General features: G+C 53.9%; 22 protein-coding genes. 14 read left to right on the plus strand and 8 right to left on the minus strand.

Features of this window, described 5'->3' with window-relative positions; all coding sequences use genetic code 11:
• Positions 1-92: 92 nt before the first annotated feature.
• From mtlD to trmL, 9 genes are all read left to right on the plus strand, one after another.
• Positions 93-1,241 carry a mannitol-1-phosphate 5-dehydrogenase gene (mtlD, locus tag AC1VYI_RS23615; protein WP_023309921.1) on the plus strand — a complete coding sequence of 383 codons (1,149 nt, stop codon included), beginning with the start codon at positions 93-95 and terminating at the stop codon, positions 1,239-1,241.
• Entirely contained in the window at positions 1,238-1,828 is a 591-nt protein-coding gene (gene mtlR, locus AC1VYI_RS23620) for a mannitol operon repressor MtlR (protein ID WP_023309920.1), read from the plus strand. Before mtlD ends, mtlR begins: the two co-directional genes overlap by 4 nt.
• Before the next feature lie 58 nt (positions 1,829-1,886).
• Positions 1,887-2,249, plus strand: a complete 363-nt coding sequence (locus AC1VYI_RS23625) for a YibL family ribosome-associated protein (protein WP_010436679.1) — start codon at positions 1,887-1,889, stop codon at positions 2,247-2,249.
• Positions 2,250-2,514: 265 nt separating this feature from the next.
• The gene (locus AC1VYI_RS23630) at positions 2,515-8,079 is read left to right on the plus strand and encodes a DUF3320 domain-containing protein (RefSeq protein WP_482882989.1); all 5,565 of its coding nucleotides are present in this window, start codon (positions 2,515-2,517) and stop codon (positions 8,077-8,079) included.
• Positions 8,080-8,358: 279 nt separating this feature from the next.
• Positions 8,359-10,014 (plus strand): L-lactate permease, encoded by a 1,656-nt coding sequence (lldP, locus tag AC1VYI_RS23635; protein WP_134866949.1) that lies wholly within the window; start codon positions 8,359-8,361, stop codon positions 10,012-10,014.
• Positions 10,011-10,784 (plus strand): transcriptional regulator LldR, encoded by a 774-nt coding sequence (gene lldR / locus AC1VYI_RS23640; protein WP_134866950.1) that lies wholly within the window; start codon positions 10,011-10,013, stop codon positions 10,782-10,784. Before lldP ends, lldR begins: the two co-directional genes overlap by 4 nt.
• Positions 10,781-11,968: a quinone-dependent L-lactate dehydrogenase gene (lldD, locus tag AC1VYI_RS23645; protein WP_023309918.1), complete on the plus strand. Its 1,188-nt coding sequence runs from the start codon at positions 10,781-10,783 to the stop codon at positions 11,966-11,968. Before lldR ends, lldD begins: the two co-directional genes overlap by 4 nt.
• A gap of 182 nt (positions 11,969-12,150) precedes the next feature.
• Positions 12,151-13,491 (plus strand): MFS transporter, encoded by a 1,341-nt coding sequence (locus AC1VYI_RS23650; protein WP_059445367.1) that lies wholly within the window; start codon positions 12,151-12,153, stop codon positions 13,489-13,491.
• Between the two features lie 45 nt (positions 13,492-13,536).
• Entirely contained in the window at positions 13,537-14,010 is a 474-nt protein-coding gene (gene trmL, locus AC1VYI_RS23655) for a tRNA (uridine(34)/cytosine(34)/5-carboxymethylaminomethyluridine(34)-2'-O)-methyltransferase TrmL (RefSeq protein WP_033147028.1), read from the plus strand.
• Here trmL and cysE read toward each other — a convergent pair.
• From cysE to AC1VYI_RS23680, 5 genes are all read right to left on the minus strand, one after another.
• Positions 14,007-14,828 (minus strand): serine O-acetyltransferase, encoded by an 822-nt coding sequence (gene cysE / locus AC1VYI_RS23660; protein ID WP_008502718.1) that lies wholly within the window; start codon positions 14,826-14,828, stop codon positions 14,007-14,009. The two genes, trmL and cysE, sit on opposite strands and share 4 nt — an antisense overlap.
• A 74-nt stretch (positions 14,829-14,902) precedes the next feature.
• A complete protein-coding gene (gpsA, locus tag AC1VYI_RS23665; protein ID WP_023334039.1) occupies positions 14,903-15,922 on the minus strand; it encodes an NAD(P)H-dependent glycerol-3-phosphate dehydrogenase in 1,020 nt (339 codons plus the stop codon).
• A complete protein-coding gene (gene secB, locus AC1VYI_RS23670; RefSeq protein ID WP_003860835.1) occupies positions 15,922-16,389 on the minus strand; it encodes a protein-export chaperone SecB in 468 nt (155 codons plus the stop codon). Before secB ends, gpsA begins: the two co-directional genes overlap by 1 nt.
• Before the next feature lie 32 nt (positions 16,390-16,421).
• Positions 16,422-16,673, minus strand: a complete 252-nt coding sequence (gene grxC, locus AC1VYI_RS23675) for a glutaredoxin 3 (RefSeq protein WP_023309914.1) — start codon at positions 16,671-16,673, stop codon at positions 16,422-16,424.
• An 11-nt stretch (positions 16,674-16,684) separates the two neighbouring features.
• On the minus strand, positions 16,685-17,116 hold the full coding sequence (locus AC1VYI_RS23680) for a rhodanese-like domain-containing protein (protein WP_023309913.1): 432 nt from the start codon (positions 17,114-17,116) through the stop codon (positions 16,685-16,687).
• Positions 17,117-17,363: 247 nt separating this feature from the next.
• Here AC1VYI_RS23680 and gpmM point away from each other — a divergent pair, with 247 nt between their 5' ends.
• The 3 genes from gpmM to AC1VYI_RS23695 are packed head-to-tail and all read left to right on the plus strand — an operon-like array spanning position 17,364 to position 21,137.
• Positions 17,364-18,908 (plus strand): 2,3-bisphosphoglycerate-independent phosphoglycerate mutase, encoded by a 1,545-nt coding sequence (gpmM, locus tag AC1VYI_RS23685; RefSeq protein WP_023309912.1) that lies wholly within the window; start codon positions 17,364-17,366, stop codon positions 18,906-18,908.
• Between the two features lie 33 nt (positions 18,909-18,941).
• Complete coding sequence (envC, locus tag AC1VYI_RS23690; protein ID WP_230122857.1) at positions 18,942-20,201, plus strand: murein hydrolase activator EnvC; 1,260 nt, start codon at positions 18,942-18,944, stop codon at positions 20,199-20,201.
• Positions 20,202-20,204: 3 nt separating this feature from the next.
• Positions 20,205-21,137: a divergent polysaccharide deacetylase family protein gene (locus AC1VYI_RS23695; protein ID WP_047743183.1), complete on the plus strand. Its 933-nt coding sequence runs from the start codon at positions 20,205-20,207 to the stop codon at positions 21,135-21,137.
• A 3-nt stretch (positions 21,138-21,140) separates the two neighbouring features.
• Here the strand turns inward: AC1VYI_RS23695 and AC1VYI_RS23700 are convergent, their stop codons facing one another.
• Complete coding sequence (locus AC1VYI_RS23700; protein ID WP_134866952.1) at positions 21,141-21,941, minus strand: glycosyltransferase family 2 protein; 801 nt, start codon at positions 21,939-21,941, stop codon at positions 21,141-21,143.
• 205 nt (positions 21,942-22,146) lie between these two features.
• On the opposite strand from AC1VYI_RS23700, the gene AC1VYI_RS23705 reads away from it, so the two are divergent.
• Both AC1VYI_RS23705 and AC1VYI_RS23710 read left to right on the plus strand, forming a co-directional pair.
• A complete protein-coding gene (locus AC1VYI_RS23705) occupies positions 22,147-23,352 on the plus strand; it encodes a glycosyltransferase (RefSeq protein WP_226483389.1) in 1,206 nt (401 codons plus the stop codon).
• A gap of 15 nt (positions 23,353-23,367) precedes the next feature.
• Complete coding sequence (locus AC1VYI_RS23710; RefSeq protein ID WP_023309907.1) at positions 23,368-24,282, plus strand: hypothetical protein; 915 nt, start codon at positions 23,368-23,370, stop codon at positions 24,280-24,282.
• A gap of 26 nt (positions 24,283-24,308) precedes the next feature.
• Here AC1VYI_RS23710 and tdh read toward each other — a convergent pair whose 3' ends face one another.
• On the minus strand, positions 24,309-25,337 hold the full coding sequence (gene tdh, locus AC1VYI_RS23715; protein ID WP_482882990.1) for an L-threonine 3-dehydrogenase: 1,029 nt from the start codon (positions 25,335-25,337) through the stop codon (positions 24,309-24,311).
• Positions 25,338-25,346: 9 nt separating this feature from the next.
• On the minus strand, positions 25,347-26,543 hold the full coding sequence (kbl, locus tag AC1VYI_RS23720) for a glycine C-acetyltransferase (RefSeq protein WP_134866953.1): 1,197 nt from the start codon (positions 26,541-26,543) through the stop codon (positions 25,347-25,349).
• Positions 26,544-26,654: the final 111 nt, after the last annotated feature.

The following is a 26,654-nucleotide window of genomic DNA, read 5'->3' on the forward strand; positions in this document are numbered from 1 at the left end:
TTCCCTCTCCCCTCTGGGGAGAGGGCTAGGGTGAGGGGAAACGTTCCTCACCCCAGCCCTCTCGGGTAAAAACATTGATGAAGGTTAAATCTATGAAAGCATTACATTTTGGCGCAGGTAACATCGGTCGTGGTTTTATCGGTAAACTGCTGGCAGACGCGGGCATTACGCTGACATTCGCCGATGTGAATCAGGTGGTCCTGGATGCCCTGAATGCGCGTCATAGCTATCAGGTCCATGTAGTCGGTGAAAACGAGCAGGTTGAGACGGTATCCGGCGTCAACGCGGTCAGCAGCATCGGGGAAGACGTTATCGACCTGATCGCCAGCGTCGATCTGGTCACCACGGCCGTGGGTCCGGTCGTTCTTGAGCGTATCGCCCCTGCGGTTGCGAAAGGCCTGGCAAAACGTAAAGCGCAGGGCATCGACACCCCGCTGAACATCATCGCCTGTGAAAACATGGTGCGCGGCACCACGCAGCTGAAAGGCCACGTGCTCAACGCTGTAGCAGATGAAGACAAAGCCTGGGTTGAAGCGCACGTCGGGTTTGTGGATTCCGCCGTGGATCGCATCGTTCCGCCGTCTGAATCCGCCACCAACGACCCGTTGGAAGTGACTGTGGAAACCTTCAGCGAGTGGATCGTTGATAAAACCCAGTTTAAAGGCGCCCTGCCGACCATTCCGGGAATGGAATTAACCGATAACCTGATGGCATTTGTCGAACGCAAACTCTTCACGCTGAACACCGGGCATGCTATAACCGCGTACCTCGGAAAATTGGCCGGTCATCAGACCATTCGTGATGCGATCCTCGATGAGAAGATCCGCGCGGTGGTAAAAGGGGCAATGGAAGAGAGCGGCGCGGTGCTGATCAAACGCTACGGTTTTGATGCTGATAAACACGCAGCATACATCCAGAAAATCCTCGGTCGCTTTGAAAATCCGTATCTGAAAGATGACGTTGAGCGCGTGGGCCGTCAGCCTCTGCGCAAACTGAGCGCGGGCGACCGTCTGATTAAGCCGCTGCTGGGCACGCTGGAATACGGCCTGCCGCACGCCAACCTGGTGAAAGGGATTGCCGCCGCGATGCACTACCGCAGCGAGCAGGACCCACAGGCGCAGGAACTGGCTCAGCTGATTGATGACAAAGGCGCGCAGGCTGCGCTGGCGCAGATTTCCGGTCTGGACGCCAACAGCGACGTGGTTGTGGAGGCGGTTAACGCATACAACGCAACCAAATGATGCACAGTGCGGCGCAGGTTAACCTGCGCCCAAATAATAGATTGTCAGATATGCAGGCAATAATGGAACAAACCCAGGCCTTTGAAAATCGTGTGCTTGAGCGTCTGAATGCTGGCAAAACCGTACGAAGCTTCCTGATTGCCGCCGTCGAGCTGTTAACCGAGGCGGTGAATATCCTGGTGCTTCAGGTGTTTCGCAAAGACGACTACGCGGTAAAGTATGCTGTAGAACCGTTACTGGACGGAGACGGACCGCTGGGCGATCTATCCGTGCGTCTGAAGCTAATTTATGGTCTTGGCGTTCTGAACCGGCAGGAGTATGAAGATGCGGAGCTGTTAATGGCGCTGCGCGAAGAACTCAATCATGACGGTAACGAGTATACCTTTACCGATGATGAGATCCTGGGGCCCTTCGGCGAGCTGCACTGCGTCACCGCGCTGCCCCCTGCGCCCCATTTTGATAACAGCGACCCTGAGCTCTACGCGATGCAAAAGCTGCGTTATCAACAGGTTGTCCGTTCCACGATGGTTCTCTCCCTGACTGAGCTGATTTCCCGAATCAGCTTAAAAAAAGCGTTTCAGAAGTAAGCCTGCTCACATTGGTGTATCCTTCCCTCTAAATTCCCCGTTTTCAGAGTTATTTGTCATGAAAGAAGTCGAAAAGAACGAAATTAAACGCCTGAGCGATCGCCTGGATCTGATCCGCCACCAGATGGCTGGCCTGTCACTGGTCGATTCCGCCGAGAAGTACGCCGAGCTGGAAAAAGAAGCCGCCACGCTGGAAACAGAAATCGAGCGCCTGCGCGAAGTGAAAGGCCAGAAGCTGAGCAAAGAAGCGCAGAAGCTGATGAACATGCCGCACCGCCGAGCGATCACCAAAAAAGAACAGGCCGACATGGGCAAGCTGAAGAAAAGCGTCCGCGGTCTGGTGGTGGTACACCCGATGACCGAGCTTGGCCGCGAAATGGGCCTGAAAGAGATGACGGGTTTTTGTAAGACCGCGTTCTGATACTTAATCTAAGTAAAATTTTATACAACCTAGCCCAATATATTCATTGGAAGAATGTATTGGGTTTTTTATTGTCCAAAACAACAGGGTTACTGCCCGTAAATGTAAACAAGCAAGAGTAAAATCTGCAGGTTCACAATTCTCATTCTTAAGAGTAAAGTGGACATTCATTCCTTTAGATCTAACTAATACACACGGCACGTCATTGAAATATAATATATTTCTTTGGCATGATGGTATGTCATTGCATTAGGTTATAAATTTTATGAATTCTACTGAGAGCTCTACCTTTCAAAACAGCGCCCTTTCTTTAGAACAAAAACTTGAAAAAGCCAGGGCTGAACTTCTGGATTTAGGCGCAAGAAACCGATTACTCAACATTCCGCGATCGAAGAATACACGTTTCCTGGAAGTGATTGATGAACGTTCTGAACTGGTCTACAACCTTCTGTTTAATGAAAAAAAAACGTTCACATTTTTGCATGGTAAATCAGGTAAAGAAGACGATCAGGAGACTGAAGATGGTCTTTCTGACGAAAAAGCTTTTATTTATCAATTTGATGAAACAAACACCGAAATAAAATCGCAGCATCTTGATACTAAACTGCAGACTCGTTTAACCCCTAAAGGGTTGCAAACTCGATTACTTGATTTGTACCACGACTCCAAAACGCTTGAAGAGGAGCAAGGCGCAAACATTCTTTTCCTGGCACTGGGTACATTGAAGTGGGTAGATCCCACCAATAAAGAGAATGTCCGTTATGCTCCTCTGATACTAGTGCCAGTAAGCCTGGAACGCGGTAGTGCTGGAGAAAGATTTAAACTAAAAGCACGTTCAGAAGACATCATTCCTAACCTCTCTTTGGAAGCATTCCTTGAACGCGTACATCAGATCACATTACCTGTGATGCAATCTGATGATGATGAAATTAACATAAGTAGTTACTTTGAAGCTGTACAGCAATCAATAGCATTGAAAACAGACTGGGAAGTTATAACAAATGACATCATCCTTGGTTTGTTCTCATTTTCTAAATTTTTGATGTATCGAGATCTCGATCCTGCAAACTGGCCCGATGATGAAGCTATTACATCAAAATATCTTATTCGCGCCCTCATGGAAGAAGGGTTTGATGAAAGCGACGGACTACTTTCAGAGGACAGCTCTATAGACCACCTTATCACGCCTAAAGATATGCTTCATATTATGGATAGCGATAGCTCTCAAACGCTGGCGATCCATGAAGTAAGGAGAGGTAAAAACCTTGTCATACAAGGACCTCCTGGCACGGGTAAGTCACAGACAATAGCCAATATTATTGCGTCGGCTATCGCGGATGGAAAAACAGTACTTTTTGTTGCAGAAAAAATGGCAGCTCTTGAAGTCGTCAAACGCCGTCTCGACCAAACAGGAGTCGGTGATGCCTGTTTAGAACTTCATAGCAACAAGGCCAATAAACGACTTTTACTCGAGGAGTTGAAGCGAGTATGGGATTTAGGTTCACCCCGCGGTGAATTTCCTGATGAATTAATTGAGAACTTAACCGAAGCTCGTGACTCCCTGAATGCCCACCCAGCGCGCCTCCACAAAGTCTATACACCTTCGGGTTTGAGCCCTTATCAGGTGATTGGGCAATTGGTAAGATTGCGTCAAAATGAACAAACACCTACGGACTTCATTCTTCATGGCTTCGATGAATGGAGTAATAACGATCTGATAAAACGACTGGATCTCGTTAAAGAGCTTATTGAACGAATTGAGAATATTGGGCTACCCCATAATCATCCCTGGAATGGTGTCAAACGAGAATCCGTTTTACCGGGTGAACTCGATCGCCTGATGCCAAAAATTACTACGTTGTTACACAAAGTACATGACTTTCAAAACACTATAGCGACTTTAGCTGTACGAGTTGGAATAATACCTGAACCAGTACTTTTCAACGAGGCGGACAAAATTTTTCAGATTGCTAACCTCATAAATCAGGCACCTGAGTTAGAGGAAGCTGCACTAGTTAATCCTGTCTGGTCTAACTCTCTTTACGAAATAAAAAGTCTAATTGAGCAGGGTACAACGTATCAAAATAATTTCGAGGAAATCAAAGACCAGCTTCATGATGAACAGTTTGATACCCCTCTACTTGAATTCCGAGATGAACTGCAAACAGTCCCAGAGGATCTTTTGCCAGATGCCTTCTCAGCTGCCAGAGCATTACTACCACTATTACCGCAAATTCAATTAACAGTGGCCCTTCTGACGAAAGAGCTTGGTACTGAATCTCTGTATCGTTCATCTCAGGAAATCAATAATCTGATTGAACTCAGCATACGCGTAGCTGATGCCCCCGATGCGAGCCCGCAAGCTTTTGTCGCTTCCGTATGGGAGCATGGTGTCGAACAAGCCAGAGAGTTGGTCAATTCAATCGCTGATTTACATTCTTTGCGTCAGAAAATCGATCCCCATGTTTCGGAGACCATTTGGGATACCGAACTCACACAAATTCGCCATAACCTTGCGATACATACTGGGATGTTCAAAATACTGAACAGCGAATGGCGTCGTTCACGTGCACTTGCTCAATCCCTCATTCGAAATACAAATCAACCTATTCAGCAGCAAATTGAGCTTTTGGATAAGGTTATTCAGGCGCAAGCGCTACGAAAAAACATCGCCAACGCTAGCGAGTTTGGGAACAGTGCGTTTGGCTCACATTGGCGTGGTGAAAACAGTGACAGCAGTGCTCTGAAGGCATTAGTAGAATGGATGGCAACGCTTAAAGATGTTGGTTCAGAAGCACGTTTACTGGCGAGCCAACTGTCTGATCGTGAAACGTTGAGGCACTTTAGCCAGAAACTGGAGCAGCTTCTTAATCAAGCCGATATTGAACTGAAACAACTTTGGAAGGCTTTTGGCGCAACTGCAGAATCCTGGTTTGATAATCATTATTCTATTAAGCGTGTTCCATTAAGCTATGTTGAAGCTATGGCTCAAAAACTTAGTCGTATAGATTCAACATCACAACAGGTGTTTAAAGATCCGGCAGATCGCCCTGGTGAACGTCTGGCGCTGGTCAAGAAGATTATCGCATTGCAATATCAAAAGAAGGCCATCGAATCCCAATACGAATTGGGAAGCGCAGCATTGGGTAGTGCATGGCGAGGTACACTGTCCAACTGGCAAAATATCGTTAGCGATTGTACATGGATTGAAAAACACGGTGACTTACGCTTCATATGCGCGACAGTAAACGATCGTGGTGAGTTACTGAACTCCGCTAATCAACTTTCAGCGACACGTGTCTCTATCATTAACGAACTTGAAAATCTGGCCAACGAACTCGAATCGTCCACCGACGAATTCTTCCATTTGGATAATCAGCATTTACGTATCGATAGTGTCCTGCAAAAACTAACCTCCTGGACTGAAAATGCCGAACAACTGTCTAAATGGGTTGCCTGGCAACATCGGCGCAACCAGGCAAATAATTTGGGACTCTCAGAAGTTGTAGAACGGCTTGAGGATGGGCGCTTACCATTATCAACTTGTTATAGCTCGGTCGAATATACCTACTATGAATCGCTGTTCAGTTTAATGGCTAAAGAGACACCGTCTCTTTCCCGCTTCGACGGTGAACTTCATAACCGAAAAGTGCAGTACTTTGCCGAAATGGATTTACGCCGTATAAAGAGCTCAAGTATTGAGGTCGCTCGGGCACACCATCGTCGTATTCCTTCAAAAATCGGAGCTGCAGGTCCGGTTGGAGTCCTGCGTGCCGAAATGGCGAGGAAAAGAGGCCATATGCCTATTCGCCAATTGATGCTTAAAGCGGGCCCGGCAATTCAGGCAATCAAACCGGTCATGATGATGAGCCCACTCTCTGTCGCACAATTCTTGATCCCAGGTAAGCAAAAATTTGATTTGCTCGTTATGGACGAAGCCAGCCAGATTCAGCCTGTCGATGCCATAGGTGCAATTGCGCGCTGTCAGCAAGTTGTTGTTGTCGGGGACGAAAGGCAATTGCCGCCAACCAGTTTCTTCTCTCGCATGACTGAAGCCAGTAACGATGATGGGGATGAAGATTCGACGCAAGTAGCAGATATCGAAAGCATACTTGGATTGTTTGTTGCCAGAGGCTTGCCACAGCGAATGCTCCGCTGGCATTACCGTAGTCGACACCAGTCGCTTATTGCGGTTTCTAATAGTCAGTTCTACGAAAACAAATTGTTTATAGTACCAAGCCCATACACTGAAGAGGCGGGTATGGGCTTGCGATTCCATTATGTTGAAAACGGTGTTTTCGAATCAGGTGCAGGTAATGCCAACCCTATTGAGGCAAAAAGAATTGCTACCGCAATTCTTGAGCATGTACAGCAGAATCCCGAATTGTCACTGGGAGTCGCAACATTCTCGGTTTCACAACGTAAGGCTATTCAGGATGAATTAGAGGTTCTTCGCCGTTTAAATCCTCAATATGAGGATTTCTTTAATTCCCATCCAGGAGAGCCATTCTTCATTAAAAACCTGGAAAATATCCAAGGTGATGAACGTGATGTCATCATGATCTCTGTAGGGTATGCGCGTAATAAACAAGGCTATCTGGCAATGCGATTTGGCCCTCTGGGTTCGCAAGGTGGTGAGCGACGGCTGAATGTGCTGATTAGCCGTGCAAAACGTCGATGTGAGGTTTTTGCATCGATCACCGATGAAGATATTGATCTTGAGCGAGCGAAAGGTGTTGGCGTAATAGCGTTCAAACTATTCCTTCAATATGCCCGTACAGGACGCTTATCAATGTCCAAAGTTTCCGGGCGTCCGATGGATAGCGTATTTGAAGAACAAGTCGCCTCAGCACTTCAGAACCGAGGCTATCAAGTACACCCGCAAGTAGGAATTGCTGGCTTCTTTATCGATCTAGCAATTGCCGATCCTGAATTACCGGGACGTTATCTTCTCGGGATCGAATGTGATGGCAGTGCTTATCATTCCTCTCGGTCTGCCCGAGAGCGTGATCGTTTACGTCAGGCCGTACTTGAAGATCATGGTTGGATAATACACCGAATCTGGAGTACGGATTGGTTCCAAAGACCAGAGGAACAATTGCAAAAAGTTATTGATGCTATTGATAATGCAAAAGCAGAACTGAATAGCAGAGCAGAACATACACACGGGCGTTCCCGAGCTGTTTCTATTGATATCGTGGCAGTTGAACGAGAAGACGTTATTGAGGTTGGTTTTGATAGAACTGATTCCGCTAATGACCAGTCTGTGAGTTATGAAGAAGCACAGCCCGAAGCCAATCTTTCATATGCTTTACATGAAACACCAATCGGCATACTTGCTGACATGGTTGAAAAAATAGTCTTCACAGAATCTCCTATCCATATTAACGAGGTAATAACTCGTCTTCGCTCCGCATGGGGATTACAACGGGCTGGTGCACGGATAGAAAGCGTTGTTAGTCATGCTGCTCAAATTGCCTGCAGGAAAGGTAATATTTATAAGGAACATGAATTTTTCATACACAAGGAAGTAACGATTCGACTCCGCAACAGACAGAACGTCTTGTCTGCAAGCTTGCGTAAACCAGAACTGATCGCACCTATAGAAATCGCTTCGGGTATATTTGGCATCGTTAGCGCAAGCCTTGGAGCAACTGAAGATGAAATCATTACATCTGTCTCAAGGATGCTTGGTTTTAAATCAACCAGTAGTGTTCTTCGAAAAGTGATCTCCGATGTTATTGAGCTGGAGATTAAAGATAACCGTCTTAAGCAACAAGATGGTTTGATAGTCATCGGGGAGACCGCTTCTATTCAAAATGCTGTCTAATTCCTGAAATTCGATTAACTCTTCTGCGGGGCCCACTATCATACTGTGGAGCCCCAGCTTCAAATTGGCCCAACCAATCCCCCTTTTCTTTCTTCCCCCGTTCACAATTCCATTATTTCCGCTCACAAACCCATTGCCTAACCATAACATTTGGTTAACCATTCATTGTCATTAACCCTACAACACAACATTGGCAGGACCACTTTTACACAACCTGTGACGCAGAGTTGAGCGGAGACTCACCCGCAGCGCAGGCTGTCTGGTCCCCAGGAGACCTGCATGAGCCTCTGGCAACAAAACTACGACCCGGCCGGTAATATCTGGCTGTCGAGCCTGATCGCATCGCTTCCGATCCTGTTCTTCTTCTTTGCGCTGATTAAGCTCAAGCTGAAGGGCTACCTCGCCGCGACGTATACCGTTGCTATCGCCCTGATGGTTGCGCTGTTCTTCTATAAAATGCCGGTCGATCGCGCGCTGGCCTCCGTCGTCTACGGTTTCTTCTACGGCCTGTGGCCGATTGCGTGGATCATCATCGCGGCGGTGTTTGTCTATAAAATCTCGGTGAAAACCGGGCAGTTCGACATAATCCGTTCGTCGATTCTTTCCATCACGCCGGACCAGCGCCTGCAGATGCTGATTGTCGGCTTCTCCTTCGGGGCGTTTCTGGAAGGCGCGGCAGGCTTTGGCGCACCGGTGGCGATCACCGCCGCGCTGCTGGTCGGTCTGGGCTTTAACCCGCTCTATGCCGCGGGTCTGTGCCTGATTGTGAACACCGCGCCGGTTGCGTTTGGTGCGATGGGTATTCCGATTCTGGTGGCCGGACAGGTCACCGGGCTGGACAGCTTCGAGATCGGCCAGATGGTTGGCCGCCAGCTGCCCTTCCTGACCATTATCGTCCTGTTCTGGATCATGGCGATTATGGACGGCTGGCGCGGCGTGAAGGAGACCTGGCCAGCGGTGATGGTGGCGGGCGGTTCGTTCGCTATCGCTCAATACCTCAGCTCGAACTTCCTCGGCCCGGAGCTGCCGGACATCATCTCTTCGCTGGTGTCGCTGGTCTGTCTGACGCTGTTCCTGAAACGCTGGCAGCCGGTGCGTATTTTCCGCTTCACCGACATGGGCGCCTCGCAGGTTGATCAGACCCTGGCGCGCACGGGCTATACGGCAGGACAGGTGATCCGCGCCTGGTCGCCGTTCCTGTTCCTGACCGCAACGGTCACCCTGTGGAGCATCCCGCCGTTTAAAGCCCTGTTCGCGCCGGGTGGGGCGCTGTACGACATGGTGATTAATATTTCCGTACCGTTCCTCGACAAGATGGTCGCCCGTATGCCGCCGGTGGTGCACGCTGCCACGCCGTATGCCGCGGTCTATAAATTCGACTGGTTCTCCGCCACCGGTACCGCCATCCTGTTTGCCGCTATTCTTTCCGTAGTATGGCTGCGCATGAAGCCTGCGGCTGCGGTGCAGACCTTTGCCGCGACCGTTAAAGAGCTGATGCTGCCGATTTACTCCATCGGCATGGTGCTGGCGTTCGCGTTTATCTCGAACTACTCCGGCCTGTCATCGACGCTGGCGCTGGCGCTGGCCCATACCAGCCACGCCTTCACCTTCTTCTCGCCGTTCCTCGGCTGGCTGGGGGTGTTCCTGACCGGTTCCGATACCTCGTCTAACGCCCTGTTCGCCGCGCTGCAGGCAACGGCGGCCCAGCAGATTGGCGTGTCGGACGTCCTGCTGGTGGCCGCGAATACCACCGGCGGCGTGACCGGAAAAATGATCTCTCCACAATCCATCGCCATTGCCTGTGCGGCGGTGGGACTGGTCGGTAAAGAGTCGGATCTGTTCCGCTTTACCGTGAAACACAGCCTGATATTCACCTGCATGGTTGGGGTGATCACCACCCTGCAGGCCTATGTCTTAACCTGGATGATCCCATGATAGTAATGCCCAGACGCCTGTCCGACGAGATTGCCTCTCGCGTGCGGGCGCTGATTGAAGAACAACAGCTAGAAGCGGGCATGAAGTTGCCCGCCGAACGCCAGCTCGCCGCCCAGCTTGGCGTGTCGCGCAATTCTCTGCGCGAGGCGCTGGCGACGCTGGTTAGCGAAGGGGTGCTGGTGAGCCGTCGCGGCGGCGGCACCTTTGTACGCTGGCAGCATGACGACTGGTCCGAGCAAAGCATCGTGCAGCCGCTGAAGACGCTGATGGAGAACGACCCGGACTACAGCTTCGACATCCTTGAAGCGCGTCACGCTATCGAAACCAGTACCGCCTGGCACGCGGCCATGCGGGCAACCGACGCCGACAAAGAGAAACTCATCGCCTGCTTTGAGGCCACGCAGAGCAGCGACCCGGATATCGCCTCCCAGGCGGATGTCCGTTTTCACCTGGCGATTGCCGAGGCGTCGCACAATGTGGTGCTGCTCCAGACCATGCGCGGGTTCTTCGACCTGCTGCAATCCTCCGTTAAACAGAGCCGCCAGCGCATGTATCTGGTTCCGCCGGTGTTTGCCCGGCTGACCGAACAGCACGAGGCGGTGCTCAACGCCATTCTGGCCGGTGATGCCGAGGCCGCGCGCAAAGCGATGATGGCGCATCTCGGTTTCGTGCACACCACCATTAAACGATTCGATGAAGACCAGGCCCGACAGGCGCGTATTACCCGTCTGCCTGGCGACAGTGATATTTCCAGGGAGAACAAAGCATGATTATTTCAGCAGCCAGTGACTATCGCGCCGCAGCGCAGCGCATTTTGCCCCCGTTCCTGTTCCACTACATCGACGGCGGGGCGTATGCCGAATACACCCTGCGCCGCAACGTGGAAGACTTGTCGGAGGTGGCTCTGCGCCAGCGCGTGCTGAAGAATATGTCTGACCTGAGCCTTGAGACAAAGCTGTTTAACGAAACGCTTTCCATGCCCGTCGCGCTCGCGCCTGTGGGCCTGTGCGGCATGTATGCCCGCCGTGGCGAAGTGCAGGCGGCCGCGGCGGCGGATGCCAAAGGCATTCCGTTTACCCTCTCCACCGTGTCCGTCTGCCCGATTGAAGAGGTCGCCCCGACCATCAAGCGCCCGATGTGGTTCCAGCTATACGTCCTGCGCGATCGCGGCTTTATGCGCAACGCGCTCGAGCGCGCCAAAGCGGCGGGCTGCTCCACGCTGGTCTTTACCGTCGATATGCCGACTCCCGGCGCGCGCTATCGTGATGCCCACTCAGGCATGAGCGGCCCGAATGCTGCGCTCCGCCGCTACTGGCAGGCGGTTACTCACCCGCAGTGGGCGTGGGATGTCGGCCTGAACGGTCGTCCGCACGATCTGGGCAATATCTCGGCATACCTCGGTAAACCGACCGGGCTGGAAGATTACATCGGCTGGCTGGCGAACAACTTCGATCCGTCGATCTCGTGGAAAGACCTGGAGTGGATCCGCGAATTCTGGGACGGCCCGATGGTGATCAAAGGGATCCTTGACCCGGAGGATGCCCGCGACGCGGTACGCTTTGGCGCAGACGGGATTGTGGTCTCTAACCACGGCGGACGCCAGCTTGACGGGGTGCTCTCTTCCGCACGCGCCCTGCCGGCCATCGCCGATGCGGTGAAAGGCGATATTGCGATCCTGGCCGACAGCGGCATCCGCAACGGGCTGGACGTGGTGCGCATGATTGCGCTGGGCGCCGACAGCGTGCTGCTGGGGCGCGCGTATCTGTATGCGCTGGCGACGGCGGGCCAGGCAGGGGTGGCGAATCTGCTCAACCTGATCGAAAAAGAGATGAAGGTGGCGATGACGCTCACAGGAGCGAAAACGATCGGTGAAATCAGCAGAGATTCCCTGGTGCAGGAGTTAAGCAAATTACCGGCGGCGCTGGCGCCACTTGCTCAGGGAAACGCGGCCTGACCTTCGCCGGTTAATCCCCCTTTCTCACGCGCCCGATTTCCCCCCTCGGGCGCTTTTTTACGCCAAAAATAACATCCAGATAACATATTGGATAAGAAAATTTGACATTCACCCGCCGTCCGCAATTGTATAGACAAGCAAATACAAGAACACAAAAACAACATCAGATCGGAGTGGAGCGTATGGCGTATTCAGGTAAGGTGGATATTCAGCAGGTGATCGATGAGAGTCCCTTTTCAGGGTTTCACTGGCTGCTCATTGTGCTGGGCTTTCTGGTTCTGGCGATCGATGGTTTTGATACGGCAGCGATGGGTTACATCGCGCCTACGCTGTCGGCAGAATGGGGAATACACAAACAGGATCTGGGGCCGGTGCTGAGCGCAGCGCTGCTGGGGCTGTCGCTGGGCGCGCTGGTTGCCGGTCCGGTATCGGACCGGATGGGGCGCAAGCGCGTGCTGGTCTTTTCGTGCCTGTTCTTCGGCCTTGCGAGCCTGGGGACGGCCTGGGCGCAAAGTCTGAATACGCTCACGCTGTGGCGCTTTCTGACGGGCCTGGGCCTCGGCGCCGCAATGCCTAACGCCATCACGCTGATCTCCGAGTTTGCCCCCCAGCGCTGTCGCGCCATGGCGATCAATACCATGTACTGCGGCTTCCCTCTGGGTGCGGCGGGCGGCGGCGCGATCTCTTCCTGGCTTATCCCCCACCACGGCTGGCGAAGCGTGCTGCTGACCGGGGCGATTGCGCCGCTGGTTTTAACGCTGCTGCTGGCGCTGTTTTTACCGGAGTCCGTGAAGTTTCTGGTGCAGCGCGGGAAAGACGTCATGCAGGTCCGCCGCATCGCCAGCCGGTTTGCCCGCAGCACGCTGGATAGCGTCACGGGCTTTTTCCTGGCGGAGGAGAAAGTCGCCTCTAAAAAAGGGAGCGTGTCGCAGCTGTTTTCCATGCCCTGGCTGCCCGGCACCCTGATGCTGTGGGTGACCTATTTTATGGGGCTGGTCATTTACTACGTTCTGCTGAGCTGGATGCCAACGCTGATGCAGGGAATGGGCTATGCCCTGGCAGAATCCGCATGGCTGACCTCGCTGTTCACCTTCGGCGGCACCGCAGGCATTCTGCTCGCGGGCTGGATGATGGACCGCTGGGAAGCGCACCGGGTGGTCGCGTGTGGTTTCGTGCTGACAATGGGCCTCATCCTTTTGCTTGGCATTGAGCATAACCATATCGCCCTGTTTGGCGGGCTGATTTTCCTGATGGGGATCGCGATGAATGGCGCGCAATCGGGCATGCAAACCCTGGCCGCCACCTTTTACCCTACCGAGTGCCGCGCGACGGGCATCGCCTGGATGCAGGGGATCGGCCGCTTTGGCGGCGTAGCGGGAACCATGACCAGCGCCCAGCTTCTCTCTATGCAGTGGCAGGCAGACAGTATTTTAATGATCCTCAGCGTGCCCGCTCTGGTAGCCGCTGCGGCTACCGTCTACAAAATGCTGTACGGCCGCTCGCAGGAACCCGGCGTCGCGTAGTTACTCTCTTTTCTGCTATTCTGCCCCCGCAATTAAGGGGGCAGCATGCTTAACATCGTTTTATTCGAACCAGAAATTCCGCCGAATACCGGCAATATTATCCGCCTGTGTGCCAACACCGGTTTTCGTCTGCATATCATTGAGCCGATGGGCTTTACGTGGGACGACAAACGTCTGCGTCGCGCAGGGCTGGATTATCATGAATTTACCGCCGTCGTTCGCCATCACGATTACGCCGCGTTTCTGGAAGCAGAGAAGCCGCAGCGCATGTTCGCCCTGACTACCAAAGGCACGCCAGCGCATAGCGCCGTGAGCTATCAGGCAGGTGACTATCTGATGTTTGGCCCGGAAACCCGCGGCCTGCCGGCCACGATCCTGGATGCCCTGCCCGCCGAGCAGAAAATCCGTATTCCGATGATGCCGGACAGCCGCAGCATGAACCTGTCGAATGCGGTGTCGGTGGTGGTGTATGAAGCCTGGCGCCAGCTGGGGTATCCGGGCGCCATTCTCAGAAGTTAAATGCCGTCACCATACTCGAACGTATGGTGAATGCCGTTGAAGTGCTGATCCATGTCCATGGAAGGCTTATCGCTGTCTGGTTTACCGACGATGCGCGCCGGTACGCCTGCGGCGGTGGTATGCGGCGGCACGGGCTGGAGCACCACGGAGCCTGCGCCGATCTTCGCACCGCGCCCGACTTCGATATTGCCAAGGATTTTGGCACCCGCGCCAATCATCACCCCTTCACGGATTTTCGGATGGCGATCGCCGCTGGTTTTACCGGTACCGCCCAGGGTAACCGACTGCAGGATCGAGACGTCATCTTCAATGACCGCCGTTTCCCCGACGACAATCCCGGTGGCGTGGTCGAGCATGATCCCGCGGCCAATTTTCGCAGCCGGGTGAATATCGACCTGGAACGTCACGGAAACCTGGTTTTGCAGGAAGATCGCCAGCGCGCGGCGGCCTTCATTCCACAGCCAGTGGCCGATGCGGTAAGCCTGCAGGGCGTGGAAGCCTTTCAGGTACAGCAGCGGCGTAGAATATTTATCGACCGCCGGATCACGCGTGCGCACGGCCTGAATATCGCAGGCGGCAGAGGCGATCATTTCCGGGTCTGCGGCGTACGCCTCTTCCACCACTTCACGAATAGCGATAGCGGGCATGATCGAGGAAGCCAGCTTGTTGGCGAGCATATAGCTCAGCGCGCTGCCGAGATTTTCGTGCTTGAGTAGCGTCGCGTGGTAGAAACTGGCCAGCATAGGCTCGCAGTCGGCCAGCGCCCGGGCTTCGGCTTTAATATTGTTCCAGACGATATCCAGTTCTTCACACGGCATTGCTTACTCCAGACGATAGTTAATGACCAGCCAGTTCTGCGCTGGCTGGGTCATTCAGGTGACAACGGTTCCGACTAGTTACTGCTACGCTCGTCCTTGCGCGCACGACCTAATAAGGTCAATGCTGCCTCGCGCGCATTTTTTCCGCAATACAATACCTGATAAATTTCCTCGGTTATTGGCATTTCGACACCGAAACGGTGCGCCAACTCGCGGACTTCCTTGGTATTGCGGTAGCCTTCAACCACCTGACCAATCTTCTCCTGCGCGCCTTTAACATCGCTGCCCTGTCCGAGCATCATGCCAAAACGGCGGTTACGAGACTGGTTATCGGTACAGGTCAGCACCAGGTCGCCCAGGCCAGCCATTCCCATAAAGGTGGCCGGATCGGCACCCAGCGCTTCGCCCAGGCGGGACATTTCGGTCAGTCCTCGGGTGATCAGCGCCGTACGCGCATTGGCACCAAAGCCAATGCCGTCTGACATCCCGGCACCAATCGCAATCACGTTCTTCACCGCACCGCCCAGCTGCACGCCGATAAAATCGGGGTTGCTGTAGACGCGGAAGCTCTTGCCGCAGTGCAGCAGCTGTTGAAGATCGTCGGAGAAGGCCTGATCGGTGGAGGCCAGCGAAATCGCCGTCGGCAGGCCAGCGGCCAGCTCTTTGGCAAAGGTCGGGCCGGAGATGACCGCCAGCGGGATCGCATCACCCAGCGCTTCGCGGGCAACGTCCTGCAGCAGGCGTCCGGTTTCGGCTTCCAGTCCTTTTGTCGCCCAGACAATGCGCGCATCCGGGCGCATCAGCGGCTTAATCTGACGGAGCACGTCGCCAAATACATGGCTCGGGACCACAATCAGAATGTTGCGGCTGGCCGCCAGCGCGGTCGCAAGGTCGCTTTCAAGGTGCAGGGAGTCGGGGAACGGAACGTCCGGAAGAAACGCCACGTTACAACGGTCGCGTTGCAGCGTTGCGATATGTTTTGGGTCGTGGCCCCAGAGAACCACTTCGTGACCATTTCTTGCCAGCGTGATGGCAAGAGCGGTGCCGTATGAGCCGGCACCGATCACAGTCATTGACGCATTAACAGTGCTCATCAGGCATCCTGATGTTGTTCAGCACCTTCGCCAGCTTGCTGCTGCAGATAGTTCATGAACAGCGCATCAAAGTTAACTGGCGCAAGGTTCAGTTGCGGGAATGTACCGCGAGAAACCAGGCTGGTGATGCATTCACGCGCATACGGGAACAGAATGTTCGGGCAGTACGCACCCAGGCAATGCGCCATCTGGTTGCCTTCGATACCGCCGATAGAGAAGATGCCGCCCTGCTGAACTTCACACAGGAATGCAGTTTCTTCGCCCAGGGACGCGGTAACGGTCACACGCAGCACGACTTCATACACGTCATCTGCCAGCTGGGTAGATGCGGTATCCAGATCAAGTTTAACCTCTGGCTGCCAGTCTTTCTGGAAAACATGCGGCGCATTTGGCGCTTCGAAAGAGACGTCCTTGGTGTAGATACGCTGGATCTGGAAAGTCATTTCGGTGTTGTTTTGTTCTGACATGGAAATACCCTTTTTAATTGTCCTAAAGTCTCTTAGCTCAGCAGCGGATCGAGTCCACCACGGGCGTCGAGCGCATACAAGTCATCACAGCCGCCAATGTGCTGCGCATCAATAAAAATCTGCGGAACCGTCGTGCGACCACTACGTTTGATCATCTCTTCGCGTTTAATCGCGTCACCGTCGATCGGCAGTTCCTGGAACGTGACGCCTTTGCTGTTCAGCAGCGCTTTCGCACGATGACAGAACGGGCACGTCGCTTTGGTATAGATCTCAATATTGGCCATGACTGAACTCCTTATTTACCGCGTACCAAAGGAAGATTTTCCCCGCTCCAGCCGGAAATACCTTCTTTCAGCACCGTTACGTTTTCGAAGCCTGCTTTATGAAGCGCGCTGGCAGATTCCTGTGCCTGCATGCCGGTCGCATCGACAACGATAATCGGCTGGGCTTTGTGTTTCTCAAGCTCACCGACGTTGTTCGCTTTGATTTCAGCTGGCAGCAGGTTGATTGCGCCCGCAATGTGACCTTTACGGAAATCGTCACGCTGACGCAGATCGACCACGACGGCATCTTCTTTGTTGATCAGACGCGTCGCTTCACCACGGGTGATAACCTTAATTTTAGACGTCAGGCTCTTAAATGTGGTGAACAGCACAGCAGCCAGCAGGCCAATCCACGCGATGCTCAGAACCGGATGGCGGCTAACGAATTGCATAATTTCTTGCATGGAGGGTAACTACTCCCGACTAAGTGATAAAAAAAACCAGGACAGGAGTATACCTGTGCGTTCTGGCAAATACAGCCAGCGACCATAACCTAATCCATTTTCTGCGGCATGCCACCTAAAAAAATGCCTCAAAATGGTCTGATGAACATCTTGCCCCTGCGCTTTCTTTGATCTTCTGCGGCTATTTGATCGATTCAGCTGTAGTAAAATTACGCAAATTTTGACTCTTGAGCATGAGGTTGTCGCAATGTCGGTTTCTAAAAAACCTATGGTACTGGTGATTCTGGATGGCTATGGCTACCGTGAAGATAGCCAGGATAACGCTATTTTCAACGCCAAAACCCCGGTCATGGATGCCCTGTGGGCGAAACGTCCGCATACGCTGATTGACGCGTCTGGCCTGGAAGTAGGCCTGCCGGACCGCCAGATGGGCAACTCCGAAGTCGGTCACGTAAACCTGGGCGCCGGGCGTATTGTGTATCAGGATCTGACGCGTCTGGACGTTGAAATCAAAGAACGCACCTTCTTCTCCAACCCAACGCTGTCTGGCGCGGTCGATAAAGCCGTTGCCGCTGGCAAGGCCGTACACATCATGGGCCTGCTCTCTGCTGGCGGCGTTCACAGCCACGAAGATCACATCATGGCGATGGTTGAACTGGCCGCCGAGCGCGGTGCGGAAAAAATCTATCTGCACGCCTTCCTGGACGGACGCGATACGCCACCACGCAGCGCAAAAGGCTCTCTGCAAGCCTTCGAAGAGAAGTTCGCCGCGCTGGGTAAAGGCCGCGTAGCGTCCATCATTGGCCGTTACTACGCCATGGACCGCGACAACCGCTGGGATCGCGTTGAACAGGCCTATGACCTGATGACCCTGGCAAAAGGTGAATTCCAGTTCGCGACCGCCGTTGAAGCGCTGGAAGCGGCCTATGCACGTGATGAAAATGACGAATTCGTTAAAGCGTCCGTGATCCGCGCTGAAGGCCAGGCCGACGCCGCCATGGAAGATGGTGACGCGCTGATCTTCATGAACTTCCGCGCTGACCGCGCGCGTGAAATCACCCGTGCCTTCGTCAACAGCGACTTCGACGGTTTTGCCCGTAAGAAAGTGGTAAAACTGGACTTCATCCAGCTGACTGAATACGCCGCAGACATCAAAGCGCCTTGCGCGTATCCGCCAGCATCTCTGGCAAACACCTTTGGCGAGTGGATGGCGAAGAACGACAAAACGCAGCTGCGTATTTCCGAAACTGAAAAATACGCGCACGTGACCTTCTTCTTTAACGGTGGCGTTGAAGAGCCGTTCAAAGGCGAAGACCGCACTCTGATCAACTCCCCGAAAGTCGCTACCTACGATCTGCAGCCAGAAATGAGCTCTGCAGAATTGACGGAAAAATTGGTTGCGGCCATCGAGAGCGGTAAGTACGACACCATCATCTGTAACTACCCGAACGGCGACATGGTTGGGCATACAGGGGTGATGGAAGCGGCTGTGAAAGCGGTAGAAGCGCTGGACCACTGTGTTGAGCAGGTAGCGAAAGCGGTTGAATCCGTTGGCGGCCAGCTGCTGATCACCGCTGACCACGGTAACGCTGAACAGATGCGCGACCCGGCGACCGGCCAGGCGCACACGGCCCATACCAACCTGCCTGTTCCGCTGATTTATGTGGGTGATAAATCACTGAAAGCAGTGGAAGGCGGCAAGCTTTCTGACATCGCGCCAACCATGCTGTCGCTGATGGGTATGCCGATCCCTGAAGAGATGACTGGTAAGCCGCTGTTCATCGTGGAATAATCGCTCCCCATGAGGGGAAAGGCGATTTTTTCAATCACATGGGTCGTGAAGCCGCTTAGGTTATCAGTCAGACCTCTGTTTTACGCCAGCGCACTCAGCGCTGGCGTATTGCTGTGCGCCGCATCCGCCCACGCGGATGACCGCGACCAGCTGAAATCCATTCAGGCCGATATCGCCGCCAAAGAGCGTGCGGTACGCCAGCAGCAGCAGCAGCGCTCCGCCCTGCTCGCCCAGCTTAAGCAGCAGGAAGAGGCGATCTCCGCCGCAACGCGTAAACTCCGTGAAACGCAAAACACCCTCGCCCAGTTGAATAAACAGATCGACGAGATGAGCGCGTCGATTGCCAAACTCGAGCGCCAGCGCGATGCGCAGGAGCGCAATCTTGCCGCACAGCTTGATGCCGCATTCCGTCAGGGTGAACATACCGGACTCCAGCTGATCCTCAGCGGCGAAGAGAGCCAGCGCGGTCAGCGCCTGCAGGCCTACTTTGGCTATCTCAACCAGGCGCGTCAGGAGACGATCGCGCAGCTGAAGCAGACGCGCGAAGAGGTCTCAACGCAAAAAGCCGAGCTGGAAGAGAAGCAGAGCCAGCAGCAGACGCTGCTCTACGATCAGCAGGCCCAGCAGGCGAAGCTTGAGCAGGCTCGCAACGAGCGTAAGAAAACCCTTTCCGGCCTTGAATCCTCCATTCAGGAAGGTCAGAGCCAGCTCAGCGAAATGCGCGCCAACGAATCAAAACTGCGTAACAGCATCGCCCGTGCGGAAGCGGCGGCGAAAGCGCGCGCCGAAAAAGAGGCGCGCGAGGCGCAGGCCGTTCGCGACAAGCAGCAGGAAGCGTCCCGCAAAGGGACCACCTACAAGCCAAGCGAGAGCGAACGCTCTCTGATGTCGCGTACCGGCGGTTTGGGCTCTCCTCGCGGTCAGGCTTTCTGGCCCGTTCGCGGTTCAATTCTGCATCGCTATGGCGAACAGCTGCAGGGTGAGCTACGTTGGAAAGGGATCGTTATCGGTGCGTCTGAAGGTAGCGAAGTGAAAGCCATCGCCGATGGCCGCGTAATTCTGGCCGACTGGCTGCAAGGTTACGGGCTGGTGGTGGTGGTCGAACACGGTAAAGGCGACATGAGCCTTTACGGCTACAACCAGAGCGCGCTGGTCAGCGTTGGCACGCAGGTGCGCGCAGGCCAACCCATCGCCCTTGTGGGCAGCAGTGGCGGTCAGGGCCGCCCGTCACTCTATTTCGAAATTCGTCGCCAGGGTCAGGCGGTCAATCCACAGCCGTGGTTGGGAAGATAAGTTTTGCTTCAATTTCGTCGAATGGTTTTCTCCGTCGTCAGCGCGCTGGCGCTGGCTGCACCGGTATACGCAGGTAAACTCGCTATCGTGATTGATGACTTCGGTTATCGTCCACACTATGAAAATCAGGTGCTGGCGATGCCGTCGGCCATCTCTGTCGCCGTTCTTCCAAATGCGCCCCACGCGCGCGAAATGGCGACCAAAGCCCACAGCAGCGGTCATCAGGTGCTGATCCACCTGCCGATGGCCCCGCTCAGCAAGCAGCCGCTGGAAAAAGATACCCTGCGCCCGGATATGAGCAGCGAGGAGATCGAGCGCATCATCCGCGACGCCTACAACAAAGTGCCGTATGCCGTAGGGCTGAACAACCATATGGGCAGCGCGATGACATCAAGCCTGTTCGGGATGCTCAAAGTGATGCAGGCGCTGGAGCGTTACAACCTCTACTTCCTCGACAGCATGACCATCGGCAACAGCCAGGCAATGCGTGCCGCTCAGGGAACGGGCGTAAAGGTGATTAAGCGCAAGGTGTTCCTGGATGATACCCAGAACGAAGCCGATATTCGCATGCAGTTTAATCGCGCGGTACAGCTGGCCCGCCGCAATGGCTCAGCCATCGCCATCGGTCACCCGCACCCGTCTACTGTCCGCGTCCTGCAGCAGATGCTGCCGACCCTGCCTGCCGATATCACGCTGGTGCGTCCGAGCGATCTGCTGAACGAGCCGCAGGTGGATACCTCTAAACCAAATTCTGCGCAGCCTGTCCCGACAGCGCCGCGCAATCCGTTCCGCGGCGTGAAGCGCTGTGTACCTAAGCAACCGCTTGAACCGGTCTATGCAACCCGCTTCTTCTCCGTCATCGGAGACAGCATCAGTAACAGTACGCTGGTGAATTACGTCCAGCAGCAGTGGCAGGGATGGGGTAAGAAAGCCTGACGCTTATTTCGCAATCTGAGAGTCCGTCTGCTCGTTAGCAACGGGCTCTTTTTTTTCCTGATGCTGATACCAGGATTTGAAATACTTCAAAAAGCTATAGGCTGTGGCGTACAGTCCCGTCGCAACCCCCACTTTGCCCATACGCCAGGCGCCGCTAAACAGATACCATTTGAAAAAAGCCCCGATGGCGCTGATTACGCCGCGCCCGATAGAGGGCCGTATTTTTTGATGTTGAACCAGGCGGGTTGTATAACAATTTAATTTGTTAAAAAGCTCATGCAGCGTGGGAAACGTATCATGTTTTACATAACCCGGAATACGTTCACAACGGAGAAAACCTTCGACCTGATCGTCTACCGGTCGGTTATTAAACCGGGACTGGTTACGGTTAAAAAGACGCACAGGATAATCAGGGGATGAAACAGGATAAATCGTCCGGACTTCCTCACCCAGAACAAACCAGTGGCGGCATATTTGCCATGCCATTCCCGGGTCTGGCTCATCGCCTGCTTTTAACGTTAAAACGGCATTAACCGTTTCCTGATCAAGAATTTCGTCGCTGTCGATGCACAGGACCCAGTCATGGCTGGCTAAGGATGTGGCATAGTTCATCTGCTCGCCATGCCAGCCAAATTTTTTATAGACGGGTTGAAGGCCAAAGCTTTCACAAATATATCGTGTTTTGTCCGTACTGCCAGAATCGACTACGACAATTTCATCCGCTATTTTCAAAAGAGGCGGGATAACATCGTGCAATAATCTTTCAGAATTAAACGTTAATAAGCAGACCGTTATTTTAAACATTTCCCCACTCTCAATAGCAGTCTAAATTAATATTATTAATACTATATAAATGAGTAGAGACGATTAAAGTCCTGAATCACACTTTTCAAATAAGCACGCTTGAAATTTTGTCTAATCCTGAAGCGCAATAAAATAGAAAAATCTATTTTATTTCAACAGATTCTTTATAATGCAGTCAGTTGAAGGGTAGCACACGGATTCAGACATGCCGCACAAAAGTAAAATTCTCCTCCTGGATACGGGTAAAGAATGGGGGGGAGGCACCAACAGTATGCTTGAGCTCCTGAAGCGAATCAATCGCGATAAATTCGATATTACCTGTTGTTTTTACAGTGATTATAGTCGTGCTGAAGGTGAGACGATTGGCCAGGTGCTCAACGGCATCGGGATCCCACTCATCGTTATCCCTCAACGCCAGCAGCCGGTCTGGGCCAAATTGCTGAAGGAAGCGGGACGTAGCCTGCTGTTTTTCTCACGCGGCGCCCGCAAGGCATTTACACGTCATGTGGATATCATGTGGCGCATCAGGCCTAACGTCAGCAAAATCGAAACCCTTTTCAAGCAGGGCGGTTTCGATACGCTCTATATGAATAACCAGCCGGGCTCAAATGAGGAAGGCTATCTCGCGGCGGCAAAGCTGCAGGCGCGGTTGATTCAGCACTGCCGCATTGAACCTGTTTTAACCCCGCCGCTGGTAAAGCTGGTTAATGCCCATGCCACAAAAATCATCGCCGTCTCGCACGGCGTTGAACGCGTGTTGCTTGAGCATGGCGTCCGGCCCGAACTGTGTACGACGGTCAATAATGCCATCGACATCCACCAGCCTTTACCTGACCGACGCGCGATGCGCCAGCGCCTGAACATCGATGACGACACGTTTGTGTTCGGCAGTATCGGGTCGTTAATCCCTCGCAAAGCCAACCACCACACGCTGGAGGCGCTGGCACAGTTCAGCCAGAAACATCCCCAGGCGAAATGGAAAATGGTGCTGGTCGGAGAAGGTGCCGAGCGTCGCGCTTTAGCGGAACAGGCCCGAGCGCTGGGAATTGAATCCCGCGTCATCTTCACCGGTTTTCAGAATACCCCATTTGATTACCTCGCTACGTTTGACGCCTTTATTCTGGCCTCAAAAAGCGAGGGGCTGCCGCGCGTGGTGCTGGAAGCGATGCTTCTCAATATCCCCGTGATTGGCTCTCAGGTGACCGGCACGGCGGAGTTGATTGATCATGATTCGACAGGGCTGCTCTTCCCCTGGAGCGATGTTTCACAGCTTGCACAGCATCTGGACAATATCTGGTCAGATGCGGATCTGCGGGCTCGACTGGCTGCGGCTGCATACCAGAACGTCTGTCATACCTATGCCATCGAAAACTATGTCAGCGGTGTCGAAGCCGTGCTTGGCGCGCACTAACCAAACGAGATAACTATGTTTAAATTTCTTAATGCTCGCTATCGTCATATCACCGGGCGACACAACATTCCTTACAGCTCTCTGCCCGTGACGGGCGCGCTTGCTGCGGTGGATTCTATTGTGATTCCGTGTACCGGCGCAGATTTCGTCGAAGAAGCATTACTCTCTGCCACCTTCGCGGAACGCTATGCCACCGGGGTGAGCGAAATCGTCATCGTCAGCGATCAGCCTGAATCCGCCTTTGGGGTACTGCCGCCGAAAACACGCGTAGTGACGCTTAACCTTCCGGTTCGTGAGGAAGGTTACCGCTATAAGCAGATCTACCTCAGCCGCCTGGTGAAGCTTAACGCCCCGCTGCAGGCGCGCGGTGAAGGCGTATTGATGATCGATTCCGATCTCAACTTGCTCAAGATGCCCGAGATCAACATGGCAGATATGCATATCTACTCCAGCTTCCGTCAGGGCAAAATGATTGCCAAGCTGGACGGTGCGCCAGCGGAGAAAGTGCCGGCGTATTACAAAGAGACGGTGCGCCCGTATCTGGTCGATCACGTTAACGGCGCGTTTCTTGCGGCAACTAAAAAGACCTGGCGCCGTATCTGCCCGCTGTGGCTGACGCTGTTCCAGGATACCTGGGAGCTGATGGACGACACGCAGCCGCCGACCGATCAGCTGCCGCTCGCCGCGCTGCTGGACATGCTGGATCTAAAAACGGTTAACCTGGGTGACTGGATGAACTGGCCGGTCTCGAAGAAAATCGGCGGTCAGGAAGCCGTTGTACCGAAAGAGGTGGTTGGCGCGCACGGCGGTTTCCCTCTCTCCGAATGGCAGAAGTATCTTGAATCGCCGGATAACAAACTGTTGTTCAAAGGTCAGGACTACACCCGCAAGGTGCGTTACCTGACGGACGAAGAGAAAAAGAATCAGTAAAAAAGGGGCCTGAGGCCCCTTTTTGATTACTTATCCCAGCTCAGGATCACTTTTCCTGACTGGCCGGAACGCATCGCGTCGAAGCCCTGCTGGAACTCATCGATGGAGAAGCGGTGAGTAATAATCGGGGACAGATCCAGACCGGACTGGATCAGCGCCGCCATCTTGTACCAGGTCTCGAACATCTCGCGGCCATAGATGCCCTTGATGAACAGCCCCTTGAGGATGACTTTGTTCCAGTCGATAGACATATCTGACGGCGGAATACCCAGCATCGCGATACGTCCACCGTGGTTCATGGTGTCGAGCATGGTGCGGAACGCCGGCGGCGCGCCGGACATCTCCAGACCCACGTCAAAGCCTTCGGTCATGCCCAGCTCTTCCATCACGTCGGTCAGGCTCTCTTTCGAGACATCTACCGCACGGGTGACGCCCATTTTGCGTGCCAGCGACAGACGGTATTCGTTCACGTCGGTGATCACAACGTTGCGCGCACCCACGTGCTTCGCCACCGCAGCCGCCATAATGCCGATTGGGCCCGCGCCGGAGACCAGCACGTCTTCACCGACCAGGTCGAAGGAGAGCGCCGTGTGCACCGCGTTGCCGAACGGGTCGAAGATGGAGGCCAGATCGTCAGAGATATTGTCCGGGATTTTGAACGCGTTAAACGCCGGGATCACCAGGTATTCCGCGAAGCAGCCCGGACGGTTTACGCCCACGCCAATGGTATTACGGCACAGGTGCGTACGCCCGCCGCGGCAGTTACGGCAGTGGCCGCAGGTAATATGGCCTTCACCGGAGACGCGATCGCCAATTTGGAAGCCTTTCACTTCCTGGCCGATACCCACCACTTCACCAACATATTCGTGACCGACAACCATCGGTACCGGAATGGTTTTCTGCGACCACTGGTCCCAGTTGTAGATGTGAACGTCAGTACCGCAGATGGCGGTTTTACGAATTTTGATCAGCAGATCGTTATGACCGACTTCCGGCTCCGGCACGTCGGTCATCCAAATCCCTTCTTCCGCTTTCAGTTTGGATAACGCTTTCATCACACGTCCTCAGGCAATTACGCCCAGCTGTTTGCCGATGCGGGTAAAGGCTTCTACCGCACGTTCAATTTGTTCAGGCGTATGCGCCGCAGACATCTGGGTGCGGATACGCGCCTGACCTTTTGGCACCACCGGGAAGAAGAACCCGGTGACGTAAATCCCTTCTTTCTGCAGCTCGCGAGCAAATTGCTGCGCGACGACCGCATCACCCAGCATCACCGGAATGATCGCGTGGGCAGCACCGGCCAGGGTAAACCCTGCGGCGCTCATTTTTTCGCGGAACAGACGGGCGTTGGACCACAGGCGGTCGCGAAGCTCAGCGCCGGACTCCACCATCTCCAGCACTTTGATGGAGGCAGAAACAATGGCCGGCGCCAGGGAGTTGGAGAACAGATACGGGCGGGAGCGCTGGCGCAGCCACTCGACCACCTCTTTACGCGCGGCGGTATAGCCGCCGGACGCGCCGCCGAGCGCTTTGCCCAGCGTACCGGTGATGATGTCCACGCGGCCCATTACGTCACAGTATTCGTGGGAACCGCGGCCGTTTTCGCCGACAAAACCGACCGCGTGAGAGTCATCGACCATCACCAGCGCGTCGTATTTATCTGCCAGGTCGCACACGCCCTTCAGGTTGGCGATCACGCCGTCCATGGAGAACACGCCGTCGGTGGCGATCAGCACGTGGCGAGCGCCCGCTTCACGCGCCTCTTTCAGGCGCGCTTCCAGCTCGACCATGTCGTTGTTGGCGTAGCGGAAACGCTTCGCTTTGCACAGGCGTACGCCGTCGATGATGGAGGCGTGGTTCAGGGCGTCGGAGATAATCGCATCTTCTGCGCCAAGCAGGGTCTCAAACAGACCGCCGTTGGCGTCAAAGCAGGAGGAGTACAGAATCGCGTCTTCCATTCCGAGGAAGCTCGCCAGCTTTTGCTCAAGCTGCTTGTGGCTGTCCTGCGTACCGCAGATAAAGCGTACGGAGGCCATGCCGAAACCGTGGGTGTCCATGCCGTTTTTTGCAGCGGCAATCAGCTCAGGGTGATTCGCAAGACCTAAATAGTTGTTCGCGCAAAAGTTAATCACATGGCTGCCGTCGGCAACGGTGATGTCCGCCTGCTGGGCAGACGTGATAATACGCTCTTCCTTGAACAACCCTTCCGCACGTGCGGTGTCGAGGTCGCTGTTTAACTGTTTGTAAAAATCACCACGCATTGCAATTCTCCAGACTCGGCAAATTTCGGGACATATTACCCAAACCTATAGTTCATGACGAGATGACACGTCATCTCTTGTCGTTTTTGCAGCATAAATCACGCGTACCCC

The sequence above is a fragment of the Enterobacter sp. QK-SA4 genome, assembly GCF_056856775.1.

What these genes read in the sequence shown, in the direction of transcription:
- mtlD (WP_023309921.1), top strand. Translation starts at nt 93, where the DNA reads ATGAAAGCATTACATTTTGGCGCAGGTAACATCGGTCGTGGTTTTATC.
- mtlR (WP_023309920.1), top strand. Translation starts at nt 1,238, where the DNA reads ATGATGCACAGTGCGGCGCAGGTTAACCTGCGCCCAAATAATAGATTG.
- AC1VYI_RS23625 (WP_010436679.1), top strand. Translation starts at nt 1,887, where the DNA reads ATGAAAGAAGTCGAAAAGAACGAAATTAAACGCCTGAGCGATCGCCTG.
- AC1VYI_RS23630 (WP_482882989.1), top strand. Translation starts at nt 2,515, where the DNA reads ATGAATTCTACTGAGAGCTCTACCTTTCAAAACAGCGCCCTTTCTTTA.
- lldP (WP_134866949.1), top strand. Translation starts at nt 8,359, where the DNA reads ATGAGCCTCTGGCAACAAAACTACGACCCGGCCGGTAATATCTGGCTG.
- lldR (WP_134866950.1), top strand. Translation starts at nt 10,011, where the DNA reads ATGATAGTAATGCCCAGACGCCTGTCCGACGAGATTGCCTCTCGCGTG.
- lldD (WP_023309918.1), top strand. Translation starts at nt 10,781, where the DNA reads ATGATTATTTCAGCAGCCAGTGACTATCGCGCCGCAGCGCAGCGCATT.
- AC1VYI_RS23650 (WP_059445367.1), top strand. Translation starts at nt 12,151, where the DNA reads ATGGCGTATTCAGGTAAGGTGGATATTCAGCAGGTGATCGATGAGAGT.
- trmL (WP_033147028.1), top strand. Translation starts at nt 13,537, where the DNA reads ATGCTTAACATCGTTTTATTCGAACCAGAAATTCCGCCGAATACCGGC.
- cysE (WP_008502718.1), bottom strand. Translation starts at nt 14,828, where the DNA reads ATGCCGTGTGAAGAACTGGATATCGTCTGGAACAATATTAAAGCCGAA.
- gpsA (WP_023334039.1), bottom strand. Translation starts at nt 15,922, where the DNA reads ATGAGCACTGTTAATGCGTCAATGACTGTGATCGGTGCCGGCTCATAC.
- secB (WP_003860835.1), bottom strand. Translation starts at nt 16,389, where the DNA reads ATGTCAGAACAAAACAACACCGAAATGACTTTCCAGATCCAGCGTATC.
- grxC (WP_023309914.1), bottom strand. Translation starts at nt 16,673, where the DNA reads ATGGCCAATATTGAGATCTATACCAAAGCGACGTGCCCGTTCTGTCAT.
- AC1VYI_RS23680 (WP_023309913.1), bottom strand. Translation starts at nt 17,116, where the DNA reads ATGCAAGAAATTATGCAATTCGTTAGCCGCCATCCGGTTCTGAGCATC.
- gpmM (WP_023309912.1), top strand. Translation starts at nt 17,364, where the DNA reads ATGTCGGTTTCTAAAAAACCTATGGTACTGGTGATTCTGGATGGCTAT.
- AC1VYI_RS23700 (WP_134866952.1), bottom strand. Translation starts at nt 21,941, where the DNA reads ATGTTTAAAATAACGGTCTGCTTATTAACGTTTAATTCTGAAAGATTA.
- AC1VYI_RS23705 (WP_226483389.1), top strand. Translation starts at nt 22,147, where the DNA reads ATGCCGCACAAAAGTAAAATTCTCCTCCTGGATACGGGTAAAGAATGG.
- AC1VYI_RS23710 (WP_023309907.1), top strand. Translation starts at nt 23,368, where the DNA reads ATGTTTAAATTTCTTAATGCTCGCTATCGTCATATCACCGGGCGACAC.
- tdh (WP_482882990.1), bottom strand. Translation starts at nt 25,337, where the DNA reads ATGAAAGCGTTATCCAAACTGAAAGCGGAAGAAGGGATTTGGATGACC.
- kbl (WP_134866953.1), bottom strand. Translation starts at nt 26,543, where the DNA reads ATGCGTGGTGATTTTTACAAACAGTTAAACAGCGACCTCGACACCGCA.